The sequence below is a fragment of the Ruania alkalisoli genome (assembly GCF_014960965.1).
In the GTDB taxonomy this organism is placed as follows: Bacteria; Actinomycetota; Actinomycetes; order Actinomycetales; family Beutenbergiaceae; genus Ruania; species Ruania alkalisoli.
Map to the genome: position 1 here is coordinate 3,766,658 of NZ_CP063169.1, position 15,714 is coordinate 3,782,371.

A 15,714-nucleotide genomic window follows, 5' to 3' on the forward strand; every position below is an offset into this window, starting at 1 on the left:
CCCGCTCCATGGCCTGGAGGACAGCATGAGCGCACCCGCCACCGAGAAGATGCTCGCCGCGGTCCCTGGACTCGGCGGCCTGTACGCGAGCGCCCTGGCGAAGTCCGCCAGGCTGATGGTGCGCGCGCCCGGGCGCGGTCCGACCACGACGCCGCAGGTCACCTACCGCGTAGACGGCGTGCGACCGGATGCTGAACAACTGACCGCCTACCAGCATCTGCTCGGCGAACCCGCCAGTGATGTGCTGCCCGCCGGCTTCGTGCACGTGACCGGGTTCGGGCTGGCGATGGCGGTGATGGCCCGGGATGACTTCCCGCTGCCGCTGCTGGGGATGGTGCACGTGGCGAATTCGGTGCGTCAGCGGGAGCCGGTGCGGATAGGCGACGAGCTGACCGTCCGGGCGTGGGCGGAGCGACTGCGGGCGCACCGCTCCGGCACGCAGGTGGATCTGGTGGTGGAGGTCACCCGCTCCGAGGACGTCGACCCGGCGTGGTCCGGGCGCTCGACCTATCTCGCCAAGGGGCAGACGCTGCCGGGCCTGGCGCTGCTGGAGACGGACTCGGCGACGTCGAGCGACCCGTGGCCGGAGGGCTACGGTGAGCCCGCCGTCCGGTGGCGCCTGGCGCGGGATACCGGCCGCCGCTACGCGCAGGTCTCAGGGGACCGGAACCCGATCCACCTGAGCGCGTTGACGGCGAAGGCGTTCGGCTTCCCGCGGGCGATAGCGCACGGGATGTACACGGCAGCACGGGCGCTGACCGCAGTCGATGCGGCACGTGTGAGCCCGTCGGAGGCGTTCACGTGGGACGTCAGCTTCGGCAAACCAGTGCTCCTGCCCTCGACCGTCGCCCTGTCGCTGCGGCGTGAGGGCGGGGCGATGCAGTACGCGGGGTGGAACGAGCGATCCGGAAAGCGTCACTTCCATGGTGCGGTCGCGCCGCTAACCTGAGCCGCACTCCGGACGCGGCACTGTGCGGTTACGAGCAGTCGCTACGTGACTGCCCGCAACCGCGTAGACAGTCTCCCGACGCCCCAGGACACGACGTCTGTCTCGGGGGCGCTCAGGTGGAACCTCTGAGCCGGAGCATGCGTCGCCCTCACGCAGAGCGCGCCCCGAGGTAAGGCTCGAGCGGGTCGGCCCGCTCGAGCCACGGCAGCAAACCGGCCGCCTCCTCCTCGGAGGTGAGGACGGCGCGCTCGAAGGCGGCGAGCACCTCGTCCCGGCCCGGTCCCGCACCCACGACCAACCATCGGGTGCTGCACTCCTGGTTGCCCCAGGCATCGGCGATGCCGACCGAGATCTGCCGCCCGCCGCCGTAGAGCCCGCACACGGAATCGGGCCTGTTCGGCACCCAGAACCGACCCCAGATCACCCGGGGCCCGTTCGCGACGGCGTCGATCTGCTGCAGCAGCCGGCCCGGATGCAGCGCCACCGGGGTGTGCAGGTCGAGAGTCCACACGTCCGAGGTCTCGCTCACCCATCCGTGGTCGTCCACCCGCGCGTTCCCGGCCCCGACACCAGGGCTGGCGCTGGTGGCATGCAGGTGCGCCTCGGCGTGCGCCAGATCGTGGCGCAGGCTCAGCGCGGTGGTGAGCCAGTCCGCGTGCATGTCGGTGACGATGTCGCTGCCGTGGCGGCGCAGCGCATCGGCAAGGTCGCGGCCCTGACCCTGGGCGCCGCCGTCAAGAAGGACCAGATCGGCCGGCGGCAGCTGGCCGAGCACCACCTCAGCCACCGCACGGTCGTCGTCGGGGGCGATCGCGATCTGGCGGTCCGCGACCTCCTCCTCACCGAGCAGCGCGGCAGGAAGCACGTCGGCTGCGACACAGCAGATGCCGGCGGCTACCACGCCCGGTGCATCGGCCCCAGCAAGGGAGGCCATCAATCCAGCGGTGGCGGGGAGCAGTTCCGCCCCTGGCGGTAGCGCGAGCAGAACGCCGGCGACACCGTCGGTGCGCACGAGCCGGGCAACGGTTGGTCCGGCGTCCTCGCGAACCGCGCAGGAGGGGCAGACGTGCTCCAGCTCGACCCACTCGTCCTCGATGACGTCCTGACCGCGCAGCACCCGGCGACGCAGCCGGGCCGTGTCACCGGCGATCTCGATGTCGTGGACGATCGCCGGCACGTCGGGGCGGTCAGCGAGCGCACTGAGTAGGGCGACCTCTCGGTCGACCGGGTCGATCGTGGCGAGCACGGCCACGGGGCGTACCGACACTGACATGGGACTCCTTGCTGAGAACGGGAGATGGACAAGAATGAGAATGATTCCTATTATGGTCTCATGTCTGCACACTGCCAACTCACCGGAGCGGTGCCGAGATTCGGCAACACGATCTCCCACTCCCACCGGCGCACCTCACGCCGATTCAACCCGAACATCCAGAAGCGCACCTACTGGGTGCCGAGCCTGCGCCGGAAGGTCACACTGCGCCTGAGCACCCGCGCGATCAAGACCATCGACACGATCGGTATCGAGTCCGCCATCGCCCGCATTCAGGCCCGAGGGGAACGCATCTGATGGCCAAGAAGTCCAACGATGTGCGACCCAAGGTCATCATCGAATCCACCGCCGGCACCGGCGTGCGATACATCACCGCGAAGAACCGCCGCAACGATCCCGATCGGCTCGTGCTCAAGAAGTACGACCCGAAGATCCGCCGCCACGTCGAGTTCAAGGAGACCCGCTGATGGCCAAGTCTTCAAAGGTCGCCAAGAACGATCAGCGCAAGGAGACGGTGGCAAGGTTCGCCGCCGTGCGCGCGGAGCTCAAGAAGGCCTCGGTGGATCCCCACCGCAGCGCCGACGAGCGCGAAGCCGCGATGCGTGCCCTCCACAAGCTCCCGCGCGACGCCAGCCCCACCCGCGTGCGCAACCGCGACGTGGCCGACGGCCGCCCGCGCGGGCACCTACGCAAGTTCGGCCTCTCACGCGTGCGGCTGCGCGAGATGGCACTGCGCGGCGAGCTGCCCGGGATCACCAAGTCCAGCTGGTAAACGTCATCGAAGGAGAACTCATGAAGGTTCGTGCGTCACTGCGCTCGTTGAAGAACCAGCCCGGATCGATCGTGGTCCGCCGCCGCGGCAAGACCTACGTGATCAACAAGAAGAACCCGCGGCTCAAGGCCCGGCAGGGCTGAGGCCCCTTTGACCAGCCGCCTGTGCGGTGGATCCCCGTCACCTCTCATGACCGCGATCCACCGCACAGGCGTTCCGCGCCCTGCACGCGTCTGCCGGGTTACGCCGACCGTGTCGCCTCAGCGCCCCGCGTCGTCAACCGCCTCACCAACCGCCCGGCCAGCACCGCAGCCAGCAGCGCCACGACGATCCCGTTCACCGGCGGGATGCCCCAGCCGAGCTCACCGCTCCCCCAGGCCACTACCGACCCGAGCGCGTACGCCGCCACGTTCTCCCATCGCACGGCTCCGACCCGCATGGCAGATTCGGGCACCCCGCCGCGCCACCGGCTCCACCACTCCCCGATCAGCACGCCACCGACCGGCGGGATGAGGATCCCGAGCCAGCCCAGGAACGCGGGCAATGAGTCATAGATACCGGTCACGGCGAGCAGGGTCCCGAGCACCACACCGCCGATCACGAACGGCTTCTTCGAGCGCGAGTTCGCGATCTCCGCACCCGCGACGCCGAAGTTGTAGGCGGTGTTGTCGTTGGTGGTCCACAGGTTCCCGACCAGGAACACCACACCCCAGGCCACGAGCCCCAGATCGAACAGCACCAGCACGAAGTCGGCCTGCCCGAACGCGAGGGCACCGATCGCGCCGAAGAACAGCATCAGCATGTTCCCGATCAGGAACGCCACCGCCGAAGCCCCAAATCCCTGCCGCGGCGTGCGTGCGAACCGGGTCCAGTTCGGCGCCTGGGTGCCGCCGGAGACGAAGGTTCCCACGATGATGGTGACGGCTGCGGCCACCCCCATGGACGCCGTCGGGCGCTGCGCCAGCATCCCCTCGAGCCCGTCAGTCTCGGCGAACGAACGGATCGTCACCCACACGGCCAGCACCAGCAGCAGCGGCACCGACACCACAGACAAGGCGTACATGCCGCGGTAACCGAAGTACGCCGTCGCCCCCATCGCCAGGCCACCGGCGACCATCAGCAGCCGGACCACGAGGTCCGACTCCCACCCGGCCGCCTGAGCGATCAGCTGAGCGAGGGTGGCCACCGTGACGCCATACCAGCCCACTTGTGTGCCGCCCAGCAGCAGCGACGTCAGGATCGAACCGCGGCGGCCGAACGCGTACCGGCACATCATCACCGTGGTCAGCCCGGTGGACGCGCCGATCCCCCCGATCACGGCCACGTACACACCCAGCACCACCGACCCGAGCAGCAGCACCCCCATCAGTGGCCAGAACTCGAATGCGGCGCCCACCTGCGCCCCGGCAAGCATCGTCGGGGTGAAGAACGTGAAGCCGAGGAGCACGATCGAGAGGCTGAACAGCGACTTGCGGGCGCCGGGTGGTACCGGCTCCACCGGGTAGTCGGGATCCACGACGGCGGGGCTCACCTCAGCCGGTCCGGTCGCCTCTCCCGATGCACGTGTGGGCTCGCTCATTCGCCGATGTCCTCGTTCCAGATGTCGGGGTGATCGGCGATGAACTCACGCATCATCGCGATGCACGCTGCGTCCTCGAGCACGATCACCTCGACGCCGAGCGCCTCGAGGTCGCCATGCCCGCCGGTGAAGGTGGTGGACTCGCCCACCACCACCCGGGAGATCCCGAACTGGCGGATCAGGCCGGTGCAGTACCAGCAGGGCGAGAGCGTGGTGACCATCGTGGTGCCGCGATAGGTGCGCTGCCGGCCGGCATTGCGGAAGGCATCGGTCTCACCGTGCGCGGAGGGATCACCGTCCTGCACGCGACGGTTGTGGCCGCGGCCGAGTACCTCACCGTCGGCGGAGATCAGCGCGGCGCCGATCGGCACGCCACCCTCGGCCATTCCGGTGCGGGCCTCCTCGACAGCGATCGCGAGCCACGCGCGTAGCGTGGCCTCATCCGGGGGACCGGGCTGGCGGGTCATGGGAACTCCGTGGATCGAACGGCGGGGCGGCGCACATGATCCGCTCCTCGGTCGAGCGGGACGATACCGCGTGCATGTCACGGGTTCATTTCTGCTGGTCCGCACCGACGGCACTACACAAGTCCGCAGCGACGACGACGGGGCTGGCGCCATCCTTCGATGGCCCCAGCCCCTACCCCTCGGAGGCGTCAGCGGCCGAACGTCACTCGCACACCAGGCCATTCTTGAGCGCATCGAGGTTGGCCTGCATGGTGCTCAGGTAGTCACCGTCATCCGGGGGACTCTCCAACGGGTCGAGCACGGCCGTCTCGACACCGGCCTCCTCAGCCAGTGCCACGGTGACATCGGGTGCGGTGATGGTCTCGAAGTACAGCGTCTGCACCCCATACTCCTCCACGAGCGCCGCCACCTCGCGCATGCGCGACGGCGAGGCCTCGACCTCCGGGTCGACCCCGGCGATGCCTTCCTGCCGCAGGTCGTAGCGATCGGCGAGGTACCCGAAGGCTTCGTGGGCGGTGACGAGCATCGCGCCTCCGCAGCCGTCGAGGCCGTCGGCGAAGGAGGCGTCGAGACCCTCGAGTTCGGTGGTCAGCTCCTCGGCCCGCGCGATGTACTCCTCGGCGTGGTCGGGGTCGGCTGCTCCCAGTTCCTCCGCCACAGCCTCCCCGACCGGCGCCAGCAGCGTCGGGTCGAGCCAGAAGTGGGGATCCTCGGTGAGCAGATCGGCCTCGATCCCAGCCGCCTGCCAAGCGTCGATCACCCGCTGCGGCGGCTGACTGTCGATCGCATCATCCACGGCGGCCTGCAGGCCCGAGGTGTAGAGCACCACGTCGGCTTCCCCGAGCTCGACCACCTGGGAGGGCGCCAGCTCGAGGCTGTGCGGATCGGCGCCGGGCGGAGTGAGACTGGTGACCTCAACCTGCTCGCCGCCCACTCGCTCGGCGACGAACTGCAGCGGGTAGAAGGCAGTCAGCACGCTCACCTCGTCGGACTGTTCCGGCGCCGCGCACGCCGCGAGGGCGAGAGGAAGCACCACGAGGCCGGCGACGGCGGCCCGCACCCTGCGAACCGACCGTCGCCCTCCGGAGAACTCAGGCAACGTCACTCGTTCTCGTGATCGTGATCGTGATCGTGCCCGTCGCCCTCGGCGTCGTGACCCTCGGCTTCCTCCTCGTGGTCATGGCCGTCTGCCTCGTCCTCATCACCGTGGTCGTGACCCTCGTGAGCACCTTCCTCATCGTGGGTGGTCGGTACGTCACCCGAGACGAGGGTGATCTCGTTCGGCGTGACCTCGAGCGTGGCGCTGTTCCAGACCTCGCCGGTCTCGATGTCGACCGCGTGGATCTCGTTGGTGGCCGGGTCACTCACGTAGGCGGTGCCCTCGAGCACCCGGATCGCGGGCCGGGGCTGCTGCCAGTCCAGCGGCTCCTCCCACGCGTCCATGATCTCGATGGAGCGCTCGAGCTCGCCGCTCTCGGGATCGATCACGTGCAGCGAGCCGTCGGTGCCAAGCACCAGTGCCTCGCCGTCATCGCCGCGGGCGATGGAGCGGAAGGTGTAGGACGAGGGCAGGTCGACGAGCTGCAGTTCGCCGGTCTCGGTGTTGATGAGGGAGATCCGGGTCGGGCGCTCCAGTTCAGCGTCGGGGTCGCTCTTGTAGTCACCGAGCACGATCGCGGACTCCTCGGAGCCAGCCTGGTTGCCGATGCGGCCGTAGTCGTCGGGGCTGTCGATCTTGGTCAGCTCTCCATCGGCGTAGAGCACCACACCGTCTTCGCAGCCGATCACCACGTGCTCGTCCGCCGCGGTGGCCTCGCCGTGGACGCCGGGGCAGTCGTCGGTGGCGGCGATCTCCTCACCGTCCGCGTCGAGCACGCGGACTCCGGAGCGCTCCTCCTCGGTGCCGTCGGTCACCAGCAGGGTGCCATCGGAGAGCTCGACCGCCACCCCGTGGTGCGCCGCAGGCAGGGTGAGCTCACGGGCGTGGTCCGTAACGCCGTCGGCAATCTCGGCGGAGTCGACGATCACGATCTCACCGGTGCCGTCGTCGAACAGCGCAGTGCGCCCAGCGTGGACCACCGCATGGCCAGGCTTCTCGGCCTCGTAGACGAGGTCGGTGAGCGCCGGGTCGGACGTGTAGTAGTGGCCGTGGTCGCCGTGCGGTTCGCCCCAGGTCCCGGCGTCGAGCACCTGGAACCCACCCGTGGTCGAGACCAGCACGTGGCGGTTGTCACCGGCCGGGTTGATGCGGTTGAAGCCGTCGAGCGGGATGTCGGAGACCACCTCGAGGGAGGTGGCGTCAAGGACTTGGAGACCGCCGTCGTAGGTGATGACGATGCGGGGCGTGACGGTCGCCTGCTCCGTGGGTGCCGTTTCCTCGGCAGATTCGGAGGCCGAGGTGGACGGCGTGGAGTCGGCCGGGTCGCCGCTGGAGGAACATGCGGCGAGAGCCAGTGGGAGAACACCGAGAAGCGCCAGGTATCGGACGCGGGGACGAGAGGTGAGGGTCATGCGAGATCGGGCCGCGTCAGGGATGCGGCCCACTCCTTTCCGGTCGGGCGGTGGGACGAGTCGGGCAAACGGTCGAAACCGTACCAGTAATCAGAACCATTCTCATCATAGCGCGCTGCGTCCCCGTGCCGTCCCCATGCCGAGGGTGTGCGGAGTCCCGCACGCATCCGCACCCCACGCCACCTCGCTAAGAGATCGCACGGATAGGCGAAGCCTGCTACGCGTCGCCCCAGCACGCACCTCGCTGCGTTGTCCTCGGTCGACGTGGCTCCGCCACGCCTCCCTCCTCCGCCTTGCGATGCACGCACTGGCTGCGTCGCTCGCGACGGCAGCCCTATCCGCGCGACCTCTATGGAATCCCGTCGCCCCGTTCGAATCCCGTTGGAGGCACCCGCATCGGGATTCGAACGCCGTAGCGGGATTCGAGTGTGACGGGGGCTACGCCGTGATCGCGACCTGCTGCAGCACGCCCGACCGGATCAGTTCCCGCACACTCCGCGCGGGCAGCTCGACGTGGAAGCGCAGTCCCCCACCGGGCTGCCCGAACCACGCCGGGGCGATCTCCGCCTGGACCTCCACCGGCCGGACGGCGACGAACGTCTCCACCTGCGCGCCCGGTCCACGCGCCGACGGCGGCAGCGAACGCTGCTCCCAGGAGGTACCGCCGACGAAGAAGTACAGACCGTCCACGGCGCCGATCCGGTCATAGGGCACACCCGTGGCGAGGTTGGTGACGATACCTCCCGGCCCGGCTGCCCTCACGCGGCGGTGCAGCTCGACCATGCTCGGCTGTGCGTGCTGCACCCGCGCGGCCAGCTCAGCTTGACCGATCGGCACCGGAGCCGGCATCGGTGCGGTCAGATACGCCCACGCCGCGTCGCACGCCGCGCGTTCGCTGTAGTACTCGCCCAGCAGCGCATGCTGGCCATAGTCGGCAATCTGCAGTCCGTAGTGCCGGGCACCATAACGCACCACCTCGACGGTCCCCTCGAAGGGCAGATGGGCCTCACCGGACTCATCCACACCGCGTACGTCGTCGGGCTCGCCGGGGAGGACGACGGCCGCCCGTGGGATGCCCCGTGCATCGAGCCCGCGCCGAAGCTGGCCGACTGCTTCACCAGCGATCTCGTCGGGGGTCAGCCACGCCGGCACGTGCTCGCGGTCCCGAGGGAAACGGCGCAGGTCCGCCGCCCATCTACGGTCATCAGGCACGGGTATGCCCGCCGGGGCATCCAGCATCGAAGCGGCCGTCGAGTTCCAGTACGGGCGCCGGTCGTAGTTCGCCTCCACCTCGGCCAGCCCGCCCGGGCGTGCCACGATCACCACCGACAACCAGGCACCAGACCCCGCCTCCGCGGTTGCGGCGCGCAGCTCTCGCAGCGCAGCCCCCACCTCGGCTGGGACCTCGACCCAACGTGAGCGATCGCCCGTCAGCGCATAGGCGCGGCCGGAGTGCTGGGTCCCCGCCTGCGACCACTCCAGGTGAACCGCCGTGGCACCCGCACCGGCGGCATCGAGCAGCGCCGCGGCGACCTGCGCGACGATCGGGTGCGTGGCGAGATCGTCCATCCGGGCTGATTATGCCGGGTCCGACCCGGCGTGCGTACCGAACCGACGGCTGACAGCAACGCCGCGCCACTATTGGCACGGCATCGCTGTCAGCCGTCGATTGTGTCCGCGCACGCGTCGCGCCTGCCGTGGAACACTAATCCCGTGAGCGACCACAGCACTCAGCCACCGACCCTGCCCGGCTGGACGCACGTCTATTCGGGCAAGGTGCGCGACCTGTACGAGCCCAGTGACAGCTCGGCCGGCGATCGCGTCCTCGTCGTGGCCAGCGACCGGATCAGCGCCTACGACCACGTGCTGCCTACCCCCATCCCGGACAAGGGCGCCGTTCTCACGGCACTGAGCATGTGGTGGTTCGAGAAGCTCGAGCCACTGGTGGCCAATCACGTCGTCTCCCTCGACGTGCCCGACGCCGTCCGCGGCCGGGCCATGATCTGCCGCCGCCTGCAGATGTACCCGGTGGAGTGCGTCGCCCGCGGCTACCTCACCGGTTCCGGCCTCTCCGAGTACCGAGCCGGAGGTGCCGTGTGCGGGGTCCCCTTGCCCGAGGGACTGACCGACGGATCGCGTCTGCCGGAACCGATCTTCACTCCCGCCACCAAGGCGGAGGTCGGCGAGCACGACGAGAACGTCAGTTTCGCCGAGGTCGCCGCCCGGATCGGGGCCGACGCCGCCACCCGCCTGCGCGAGGTCACCCTGGAGATCTACTCCTTCGCCGAGCGCACCGCCGCCGAGCGCGGCGTGATCCTGGCCGACACCAAGCTTGAGTTCGGTACCACGCCCGACGGCGCCCTCGTGCTCGGCGACGAGGTCCTCACCCCCGATTCCTCCCGCTACTGGCCGGCGGACCAGTGGCAGCCCGGCCGCGCCCAGCCCAGCTTCGACAAGCAGTTCGTCCGCGACTGGCTCACCTCCCCCGGCTCTGGCTGGGACCGTGCCTCGGACACTCCCCCGCCGCCGCTGCCGGACGACGTCGTCACCCGCACCCGGGACCGGTACGTGGAGGCCTACGAACGCCTCACCGGCCGGACGTTCCACGCCTGATCGACCATGCGGGCGGTGGTGCTGGTCGAGGGTCGTAGCGACCAGGCTGCCCTGCACGCGCTCGCCGAGCTCCTCGACGTCGACCTGCATGCCGCCTCGGTCCAGATCCGCCCCATCGGCGGCGCCACCAACATCCGCCGCGCCCTCGCCGACCTGGTCGGCCCGCCCCGCACGCCGGGTGAGGCACGTACGGACGGGGCGCTCCGCCGTCGGGAGGGACCGTACGTGGGGGGTATGTGCGACGTGGGTGAGGAGCGCTACTACAGCCGTGCCGTGGCAGCCTACGACGGCGCAGCGCACCTGAGCAGGCAGGAGCTGGAGGCCGCGGGGTTCTTCGTGTGCGAGCAGGACCTCGAGGACGAGCTGCTGAGCGCCCTGGGCACCACCGGGATGATGGAGGTGCTCGAGCGCACCGGGGACCTGCAGGCATTCCACACCTTCACCCGCCAGCCGGCCCAACGGGACCGGGACGTGACCGCACAGCTGCACCGATTCCTCGGCACCCAGGGCGGACGGAAGATCGCCTACGCCGCCGAGCTCGTGCGCGCCCTCGGCCCCGATCGCACGCCACGCCCGTTACGCCTCGCGCTGGCGGCGGCACTGACCCCGGGGGCGACCAGCGCATCGGCATTCGGCCGGTAGGATCGCCGTGTTCATCCCCCTGCAGAGGAGTTGCGCACTGATGGCACGCATCGTCGTGGAGGTCATGCCGAAGCCGGAGATCCTCGACCCCCAGGGCAAGGCCGTCGCCGGTGCCCTTCCCCGGCTCGGATTCACCGAGTTCGCCGCCGTCCGTCAGGGCAAGCGCTTCGAGCTCGAGGTCGAGGGCGAAGCGAACGAGGAGGTGCTGGACCAGGCGCGCAAGGCTGCCAGCGAGGTGCTCTCCAACCCTGTGATCGAGGACGTCGTCTCCGTGCACTGGGCCCGGGAGTCCTGATGGCCCGCATCGGTGTCGTGACCTTCCCCGGCAGCCTCGATGACAGGGACGCGGCGCGCGCGGTGCGTCTCGCCGGTGCCGAACCGGTCCGGCTCTGGCACGCCGATGACTCCCTCGCCGGGGTGGACGCGGTGGTGCTGCCGGGTGGCTTCTCCTACGGCGACTACCTGCGCGCCGGGGCGATCTCCCGCTTCGCCCCGATCATGGGCAGTGTGGTGGACGCCGCGAACGCGGGGGTGCCGGTGCTGGGGATCTGCAACGGCTTCCAGATCCTGTGTGAGTCGCACCTGCTCGCCGGTGCGATGGTGAAGAACACCCAACTGACCTTCGTCTGCACGGACCAGGTGCTGCGGGTCGAGAACGCGCAGACGGCGTGGTCGAACCAGTTCGCGCAGGGGCAGGAGATCCTGATCCCGCTGAAGAACCAGGACGGGCAGTTCATCGCCGACGAGCCCACCCTGGACGAGCTCGAAGGCGAGGGGCGGGTGGTGTTCCGCTATGTGGGGAACCCGAACGGCTCCCGCCGCGACATCGCCGGTATCACCAACGCCCGCGGCAACGTGGTCGGCCTGATGCCTCACCCGGAGCACGCCGTCGAGAACGGTTTCGGCCCGGGCACGGACGGGCTGGGCTTCTTCCAGTCCGCCCTGACGGCGTTGCTCGCCTCCGCCTGATGCCCTCTGAGACCGAGGCTCCCCTTCCGCACGAGCCGACCCCCCGCGATCCCTCCGACCGCCCCGTCGTCCAGATGTGGACCGACGGCGCCTGCAAGGGTAATCCCGGACCAGGCGGATGGGGAGCGTGGATGCTCTCCGGCCCGCACGAGCGCGAGCTCTACGGTGGTGAGGAGTCCACCACCAACAACCGGATGGAGCTGACCGCGGTGATCGAGGGTCTGAAGGCCCTGACCACCTCCTGCGAGGTCACCCTGCACGTGGACTCCTCGTATGTGATGAACGGGATGAAGTCCTGGTTGCCCGGCTGGAAGCGGAACGGCTGGAAGACGGCGGCGAAGAAGCCGGTCAAGAACGAGGATCTGTGGCGCGCCCTCGACGAGCAGGTCGCCCGGCATTCGGTGCAGTGGGTGTGGGTCAAGGGGCACTCCGGTGACCCGGGGAATGAACGCGCCGACGAGCTTGCCAACCGGGGAGTCCCCGGGAACAGGTAAGAATGAGGGGGTGAGCACCCTGGGTGAGCCGAGCGCAACGAGATTCCGCCCGTCATTGGCGAGCGCCGCCGTCGTGATCGGCGGCCTGACCGTGGGGGCGGTGGGCCTGTACTTCACGGCCTCGATCGTGGCGCCGGCATTCTTCGCATTCACACTGTTCGTCTCGGCGCGGCCGTTGCAGCGGCTGCTGGAGCGGGCCGGGGCGCCGAAGATCGTGGCCGCAGTGCTGGTACTGCTGGGGTTGTACGTGGTGCTGACCGCACTCGTGATCGCCACCATCGCTTCCCTCACGCAGGCTGCTCTGGAGCTGCCCCGCTACACCCGTGACCTGCAGGCGATCTATCTGGACACCCTTGCCTGGCTGGAGCAGTTCGGCGTGGACGATGCCGCCCTGGCCCAGTACGCGAGCTCGATCGACCTCAACCGTGTGGCCGATCTGCTCGGTGCCGTGGTGCAGGGCACCACCTCAGCAGGCGGCCAGGCACTGGTGATCCTGGTGGTGATGTTCTTCCTGGCGATCGACTCCACGTCGGTGCGCTCGCGCTGGCAGCTGCTCACAGCGAGCCGCCCGGAACTGGCCACCTCACTGCGGGCGTTCTTCGCGGGAGTACGCAAGTACTGGGTCGTGTGCACCGTCTTCGGTCTCATCGTGGCCGCGCTGGACGTGATCGCGTTGTGGATCATCGGCGTGCCGCTGGCTCTGGTGTGGGGGGTGCTGGCGTTCGTGACCAACTACATCCCGAACGTCGGGTTCGTGATCGGTCTGATCCCGCCGGCGCTGATCGCTCTGCTGGAGGGCGGCGTCACCGATATGGTCGCCGTGATCGTGACGTACTCGGTGCTGAACTTCACCATCCAGACCATCATCCAGCCGAAGGTCGTCGGAGATGCCGTGGGGCTGAGCCCCGCGGTCTCCTTCCTGTCGCTGACGTTCTGGACGGTGGTGGTGGGCCCGTTGGGTGCGATCCTCGCGGTGCCATTGACGTTGGCCGCGAAGGCCGGACTCGTCGACGCCCACCCGGAGGCGCGGTGGATCAATGCCTTCCTGGTGACCGATACGCAGGCGAAACGGGCGTTGAGCTCGAACGGCACCACGGCCCCGACGGCCACAAGGACCACCAAGGCGAACCCCGAGCAGCCTGCAGCCGAGGAGACAAATTCCGCTTGAGGCAAGCGGCGCCGTCGGAGATGGTGGAACCTCACGAGGAGAAGGGCACACGATGACGCTGCGATGGGGAACGCTCGACCAGGAGTCGGTGACAGCCTGGTCCGTATTGACGAACCTGCTCGCCCAGGTGGACGGTACCGAGGAGTTCTACGACGCCGAGGACCTCGCCGAGGAGCTGACCGAACACGGATTCACCCCGGAGCAGGACTCGATCGCAGTCTGGGACGGGGAAACGCTGGTTGCCTATGCCCAGCTGCGGGTGCCACACGCGCTCACGCACGCCGAAGGGTGGGCCCGGGTATCGATCGGCGGCGGCGTCCACCCGGACTACCGGGGCCGTGGCATCGCCACCGAGATGTTCGACCGGATGGAGCCGCGTGGCGTCGCCCTCGCCAGGGAGCGGCACCCGGGGGCACCGATCCAACTGCGCTCCGGTGGCGGTCTGGAGACCGACCCGGTGCGGCCGCTGCTGACCGAGCGCGGGTACAAGCCGGTGCGCTACTTCACGGCGATGAAGCGTGCCCTGCCGGGTGCCGATCTCGCAGAGGTGGACCCACGGGTGGTGCCCTTCGCGGCCGAGCTGAGCGAGCCCACCCGCTTGGCGCACAACGACGCCTTCACCAGCCACTGGGGTAGCGGTCCGACCACTGCCGAGCACTGGCAGGAATTCGTGCAGGGGCGCCCCTTCCGGCCGGCGTTCTCGCGGGTGGCGATGGCAGGCGGTGAGGTGCAGGCGTACGCGATGACCCAGCAGTGGGTGGACCGCGAGCTCTACATCGGCTTGGTGGGCACGCGGGAGGCCGCCCGTGGGCAGGGCCTGGCCCGGGCCGTTCTCAATGCCACGCTGGCCGCAGCGGTCGAGTCCGGCGAATTCGACGTGGTCGAGTTGGACGTGGACTCCGCCAACCCGCAGGGCGCCGGGGCTCTCTACGCCTCGGTCGGATTCGAGCCGGCGCGCACCACGGCCGTGTTCGCCAAGATGGCCTGAGGATCCCGGGCCAGCGGCCCGGTCAGACCTGAGCGGCGATATCCGTCCGGAACTGGCCGCCGTCGAGGCTGATCTGCTCGACACCGGCATAGGCGGCGCTGCGTGCGGCCGCGATGTCCTCTCCCAGCCCGACCACGGACAGGACGCGACCTCCGGCGGCCACCAGTGCTCCGCCGTCGCCGGTGGCCGTACCGGCGTGCAAGACGTGCACGCCCGGCAGATCCTCGGCGGCCGCCACCCCGGTGATCACGTCGCCCTGGCGCACCTGCCCGGGATACCCGGACGCGGCCAGCACCACGGTGACGGCGGCATCGGAGGTCCAGCGCAGGTCCGGCAGCTGGTCGAGGGTTCCGGTCGCGGCAGCGTGCAGGGCGGCGGCGAGGGAGGACTCCAGCCGGGCGAGCACCACCTGCGTCTCCGGGTCGCCGAAGCGCGCGTTGAACTCCACCACTCGCAGCCCGCGCGAGGTCAGTGCCAGGCCGCAGTAGAGCAGGCCAACGAAGGGAGTGCCGCGCCGCGCCAGCTCCTGCACAGTCGGCAGCGCCACCCGCTCGACCACGTCGTCGACGAGCCCCTCAGGCGCCCACGGCAGCGGCGAGTAGGCACCCATGCCGCCGGTGTTCGGTCCCGCATCGCCATCAGCGAGGCGTTTGAAGTCCTGCGCCGGCGCGAGCGGGACCACGCGTTCACCGTCGGCGAGGCAAAAGAGCGAGATCTCCGGGCCGTCCAGGTACTCCTCGATGACCACGCTCGAGCGCCGGTCACGGTTCACGCATGCGGCAGCATGATCGAGGGCTGCCTGCCGGTCCTCGGTCACCACCACGCCCTTACCGGCGGCGAGGCCATCGTCCTTGACGACGTAGGGCGGGCCGAAGGCATCCAGCGCCTCGGCCACCTCGTCCATCGTGCGGCACACGTGCGCCATCGCGGTGGGCACGTTCGCCGCGGCCATCACGTCCTTCGCGAACGCCTTCGACCCCTCGAGTGTGGCGGCGTCCCCGTTCGGCCCGAAGACGGGAATGCCCGCGGCTCGGACGGCGTCCGCCACCCCTGCCACCAGAGGCGCCTCGGGGCCGACGATCACCAGGTCGGACTGCAACTGCTGCGCCAGCGCCGCGACGGCGTCCGGGGAGTTCGCATCGACGTCAACATTCGTCGCGATCTGCGCCGTGCCGGGGTTGCCGGGGGCTACGACCAGTGACGTCGTCACCGGGTCGGCCGCGAGCGAGCGGGCGAGAGCGTGTTCACGGGCACCGGAGCCGATGAGAAGGATCTTCACGGTGCCCGAG

The 15,714-nt window shown here is 69.5% G+C and carries 19 protein-coding genes; 12 read left to right on the forward strand and 7 right to left on the reverse strand.

The genetic code is table 11. From position 1 onward, the window contains the following. Positions 1-25: 25 nt before the first annotated feature. Entirely contained in the window at positions 26-949 is a 924-nt protein-coding gene (locus tag IM660_RS16770; protein ID WP_193496926.1) for a MaoC/PaaZ C-terminal domain-containing protein, read from the forward strand. Between the two features lie 148 nt (positions 950-1,097). On the opposite strand, the gene IM660_RS16775 is transcribed toward IM660_RS16770, so the two are convergent. Continuing rightward, positions 1,098-2,222: a CobW family GTP-binding protein gene (locus IM660_RS16775; protein ID WP_193496927.1), complete on the reverse strand. Its 1,125-nt coding sequence runs from the start codon at positions 2,220-2,222 to the stop codon at positions 1,098-1,100. Between the two features lie 60 nt (positions 2,223-2,282). On the opposite strand from IM660_RS16775, the gene rpmB reads away from it, so the two are divergent. Genes rpmB through ykgO form a run of 4 tightly spaced genes read left to right on the forward strand, consistent with a single transcriptional unit; the run spans position 2,283 to position 3,137 of the window. Next, positions 2,283-2,519, forward strand: coding sequence for a 50S ribosomal protein L28 (gene rpmB / locus IM660_RS16780; RefSeq protein WP_193496928.1), 237 nt, complete (start codon positions 2,283-2,285; stop codon positions 2,517-2,519). Beyond that, the gene (rpmG, locus tag IM660_RS16785; RefSeq protein ID WP_193496929.1) at positions 2,519-2,689 is read left to right on the forward strand and encodes a 50S ribosomal protein L33; all 171 of its coding nucleotides are present in this window, start codon (positions 2,519-2,521) and stop codon (positions 2,687-2,689) included. The genes rpmB and rpmG overlap by 1 nt, the downstream gene beginning before the upstream one ends. Beyond that, entirely contained in the window at positions 2,689-2,994 is a 306-nt protein-coding gene (rpsN, locus tag IM660_RS16790; RefSeq protein ID WP_193496930.1) for a 30S ribosomal protein S14, read from the forward strand. The genes rpmG and rpsN overlap by 1 nt, the downstream gene beginning before the upstream one ends. A 20-nt stretch (positions 2,995-3,014) precedes the next feature. Further along, entirely contained in the window at positions 3,015-3,137 is a 123-nt protein-coding gene (gene ykgO / locus IM660_RS16795; RefSeq protein WP_089773214.1) for a type B 50S ribosomal protein L36, read from the forward strand. Positions 3,138-3,235: 98 nt separating this feature from the next. Here the strand turns inward: ykgO and codB are convergent, their stop codons facing one another. The 5 genes from codB to IM660_RS16820 all read right to left on the reverse strand — a co-directional run bounded on the left by codB (position 3,236) and on the right by IM660_RS16820 (position 9,120). Beyond that, on the reverse strand, positions 3,236-4,573 hold the full coding sequence (codB, locus tag IM660_RS16800; RefSeq protein ID WP_193496931.1) for a cytosine permease: 1,338 nt from the start codon (positions 4,571-4,573) through the stop codon (positions 3,236-3,238). Continuing rightward, on the reverse strand, positions 4,570-5,040 hold the full coding sequence (locus IM660_RS16805) for a nucleoside deaminase (protein WP_193496932.1): 471 nt from the start codon (positions 5,038-5,040) through the stop codon (positions 4,570-4,572). Before IM660_RS16805 ends, codB begins: the two co-directional genes overlap by 4 nt. A 202-nt stretch (positions 5,041-5,242) precedes the next feature. After that, positions 5,243-6,139: a metal ABC transporter substrate-binding protein gene (locus IM660_RS16810; protein ID WP_210769004.1), complete on the reverse strand. Its 897-nt coding sequence runs from the start codon at positions 6,137-6,139 to the stop codon at positions 5,243-5,245. 2 nt (positions 6,140-6,141) lie between these two features. After that, positions 6,142-7,551 (reverse strand): zinc metallochaperone AztD, encoded by a 1,410-nt coding sequence (aztD, locus tag IM660_RS16815; protein ID WP_193496933.1) that lies wholly within the window; start codon positions 7,549-7,551, stop codon positions 6,142-6,144. A 438-nt stretch (positions 7,552-7,989) separates the two neighbouring features. Beyond that, positions 7,990-9,120, reverse strand: coding sequence for a TNT domain-containing protein (locus IM660_RS16820; protein WP_193496934.1), 1,131 nt, complete (start codon positions 9,118-9,120; stop codon positions 7,990-7,992). 144 nt (positions 9,121-9,264) lie between these two features. Between IM660_RS16820 and IM660_RS16825 the strand changes: the two genes are divergently transcribed. From IM660_RS16825 to IM660_RS16855, 7 genes are read left to right on the forward strand one after another with little or no spacing between them, the layout of a single operon-like run. Beyond that, entirely contained in the window at positions 9,265-10,164 is a 900-nt protein-coding gene (locus IM660_RS16825) for a phosphoribosylaminoimidazolesuccinocarboxamide synthase (RefSeq protein WP_210769005.1), read from the forward strand. Positions 10,165-10,179: 15 nt separating this feature from the next. Then, positions 10,180-10,806, forward strand: coding sequence for a TOPRIM nucleotidyl transferase/hydrolase domain-containing protein (locus IM660_RS16830; RefSeq protein ID WP_210769006.1), 627 nt, complete (start codon positions 10,180-10,182; stop codon positions 10,804-10,806). Positions 10,807-10,846: 40 nt separating this feature from the next. Then, positions 10,847-11,101, forward strand: a complete 255-nt coding sequence (gene purS / locus IM660_RS16835; RefSeq protein WP_193496936.1) for a phosphoribosylformylglycinamidine synthase subunit PurS — start codon at positions 10,847-10,849, stop codon at positions 11,099-11,101. Further along, positions 11,101-11,775, forward strand: a complete 675-nt coding sequence (gene purQ, locus IM660_RS16840) for a phosphoribosylformylglycinamidine synthase subunit PurQ (protein WP_193496937.1) — start codon at positions 11,101-11,103, stop codon at positions 11,773-11,775. The genes purS and purQ overlap by 1 nt, the downstream gene beginning before the upstream one ends. Then, complete coding sequence (rnhA, locus tag IM660_RS16845; protein WP_425503846.1) at positions 11,775-12,269, forward strand: ribonuclease HI; 495 nt, start codon at positions 11,775-11,777, stop codon at positions 12,267-12,269. The genes purQ and rnhA overlap by 1 nt, the downstream gene beginning before the upstream one ends. Positions 12,270-12,279: 10 nt before the next feature. Next, on the forward strand, positions 12,280-13,437 hold the full coding sequence (locus IM660_RS16850) for an AI-2E family transporter (protein ID WP_193496938.1): 1,158 nt from the start codon (positions 12,280-12,282) through the stop codon (positions 13,435-13,437). A gap of 52 nt (positions 13,438-13,489) precedes the next feature. Next, complete coding sequence (locus tag IM660_RS16855; protein ID WP_193496939.1) at positions 13,490-14,425, forward strand: GNAT family N-acetyltransferase; 936 nt, start codon at positions 13,490-13,492, stop codon at positions 14,423-14,425. 22 nt (positions 14,426-14,447) lie between these two features. Here IM660_RS16855 and purD read toward each other — a convergent pair whose 3' ends face one another. Next, positions 14,448-15,704 (reverse strand): phosphoribosylamine--glycine ligase, encoded by a 1,257-nt coding sequence (gene purD, locus IM660_RS16860; RefSeq protein ID WP_193496940.1) that lies wholly within the window; start codon positions 15,702-15,704, stop codon positions 14,448-14,450. Positions 15,705-15,714 lie beyond the last annotated feature (10 nt).

Coding starts and splice junctions, on each gene's coding strand:
- IM660_RS16770 (WP_193496926.1), top strand. CDS start 26: ATGAGCGCACCCGCCACCGAGAAGATGCTCGCCGCGGTCCCTGGACTC.
- IM660_RS16775 (WP_193496927.1), bottom strand. CDS start 2,222: ATGTCAGTGTCGGTACGCCCCGTGGCCGTGCTCGCCACGATCGACCCG.
- rpmB (WP_193496928.1), top strand. CDS start 2,283: ATGTCTGCACACTGCCAACTCACCGGAGCGGTGCCGAGATTCGGCAAC.
- rpmG (WP_193496929.1), top strand. CDS start 2,519: ATGGCCAAGAAGTCCAACGATGTGCGACCCAAGGTCATCATCGAATCC.
- rpsN (WP_193496930.1), top strand. CDS start 2,689: ATGGCCAAGTCTTCAAAGGTCGCCAAGAACGATCAGCGCAAGGAGACG.
- ykgO (WP_089773214.1), top strand. CDS start 3,015: ATGAAGGTTCGTGCGTCACTGCGCTCGTTGAAGAACCAGCCCGGATCG.
- codB (WP_193496931.1), bottom strand. CDS start 4,573: ATGAGCGAGCCCACACGTGCATCGGGAGAGGCGACCGGACCGGCTGAG.
- IM660_RS16805 (WP_193496932.1), bottom strand. CDS start 5,040: ATGACCCGCCAGCCCGGTCCCCCGGATGAGGCCACGCTACGCGCGTGG.
- aztD (WP_193496933.1), bottom strand. CDS start 7,551: ATGACCCTCACCTCTCGTCCCCGCGTCCGATACCTGGCGCTTCTCGGT.
- IM660_RS16820 (WP_193496934.1), bottom strand. CDS start 9,120: ATGGACGATCTCGCCACGCACCCGATCGTCGCGCAGGTCGCCGCGGCG.
- purS (WP_193496936.1), top strand. CDS start 10,847: ATGGCACGCATCGTCGTGGAGGTCATGCCGAAGCCGGAGATCCTCGAC.
- purQ (WP_193496937.1), top strand. CDS start 11,101: ATGGCCCGCATCGGTGTCGTGACCTTCCCCGGCAGCCTCGATGACAGG.
- rnhA (WP_425503846.1), top strand. CDS start 11,775: ATGCCCTCTGAGACCGAGGCTCCCCTTCCGCACGAGCCGACCCCCCGC.
- IM660_RS16855 (WP_193496939.1), top strand. CDS start 13,490: ATGACGCTGCGATGGGGAACGCTCGACCAGGAGTCGGTGACAGCCTGG.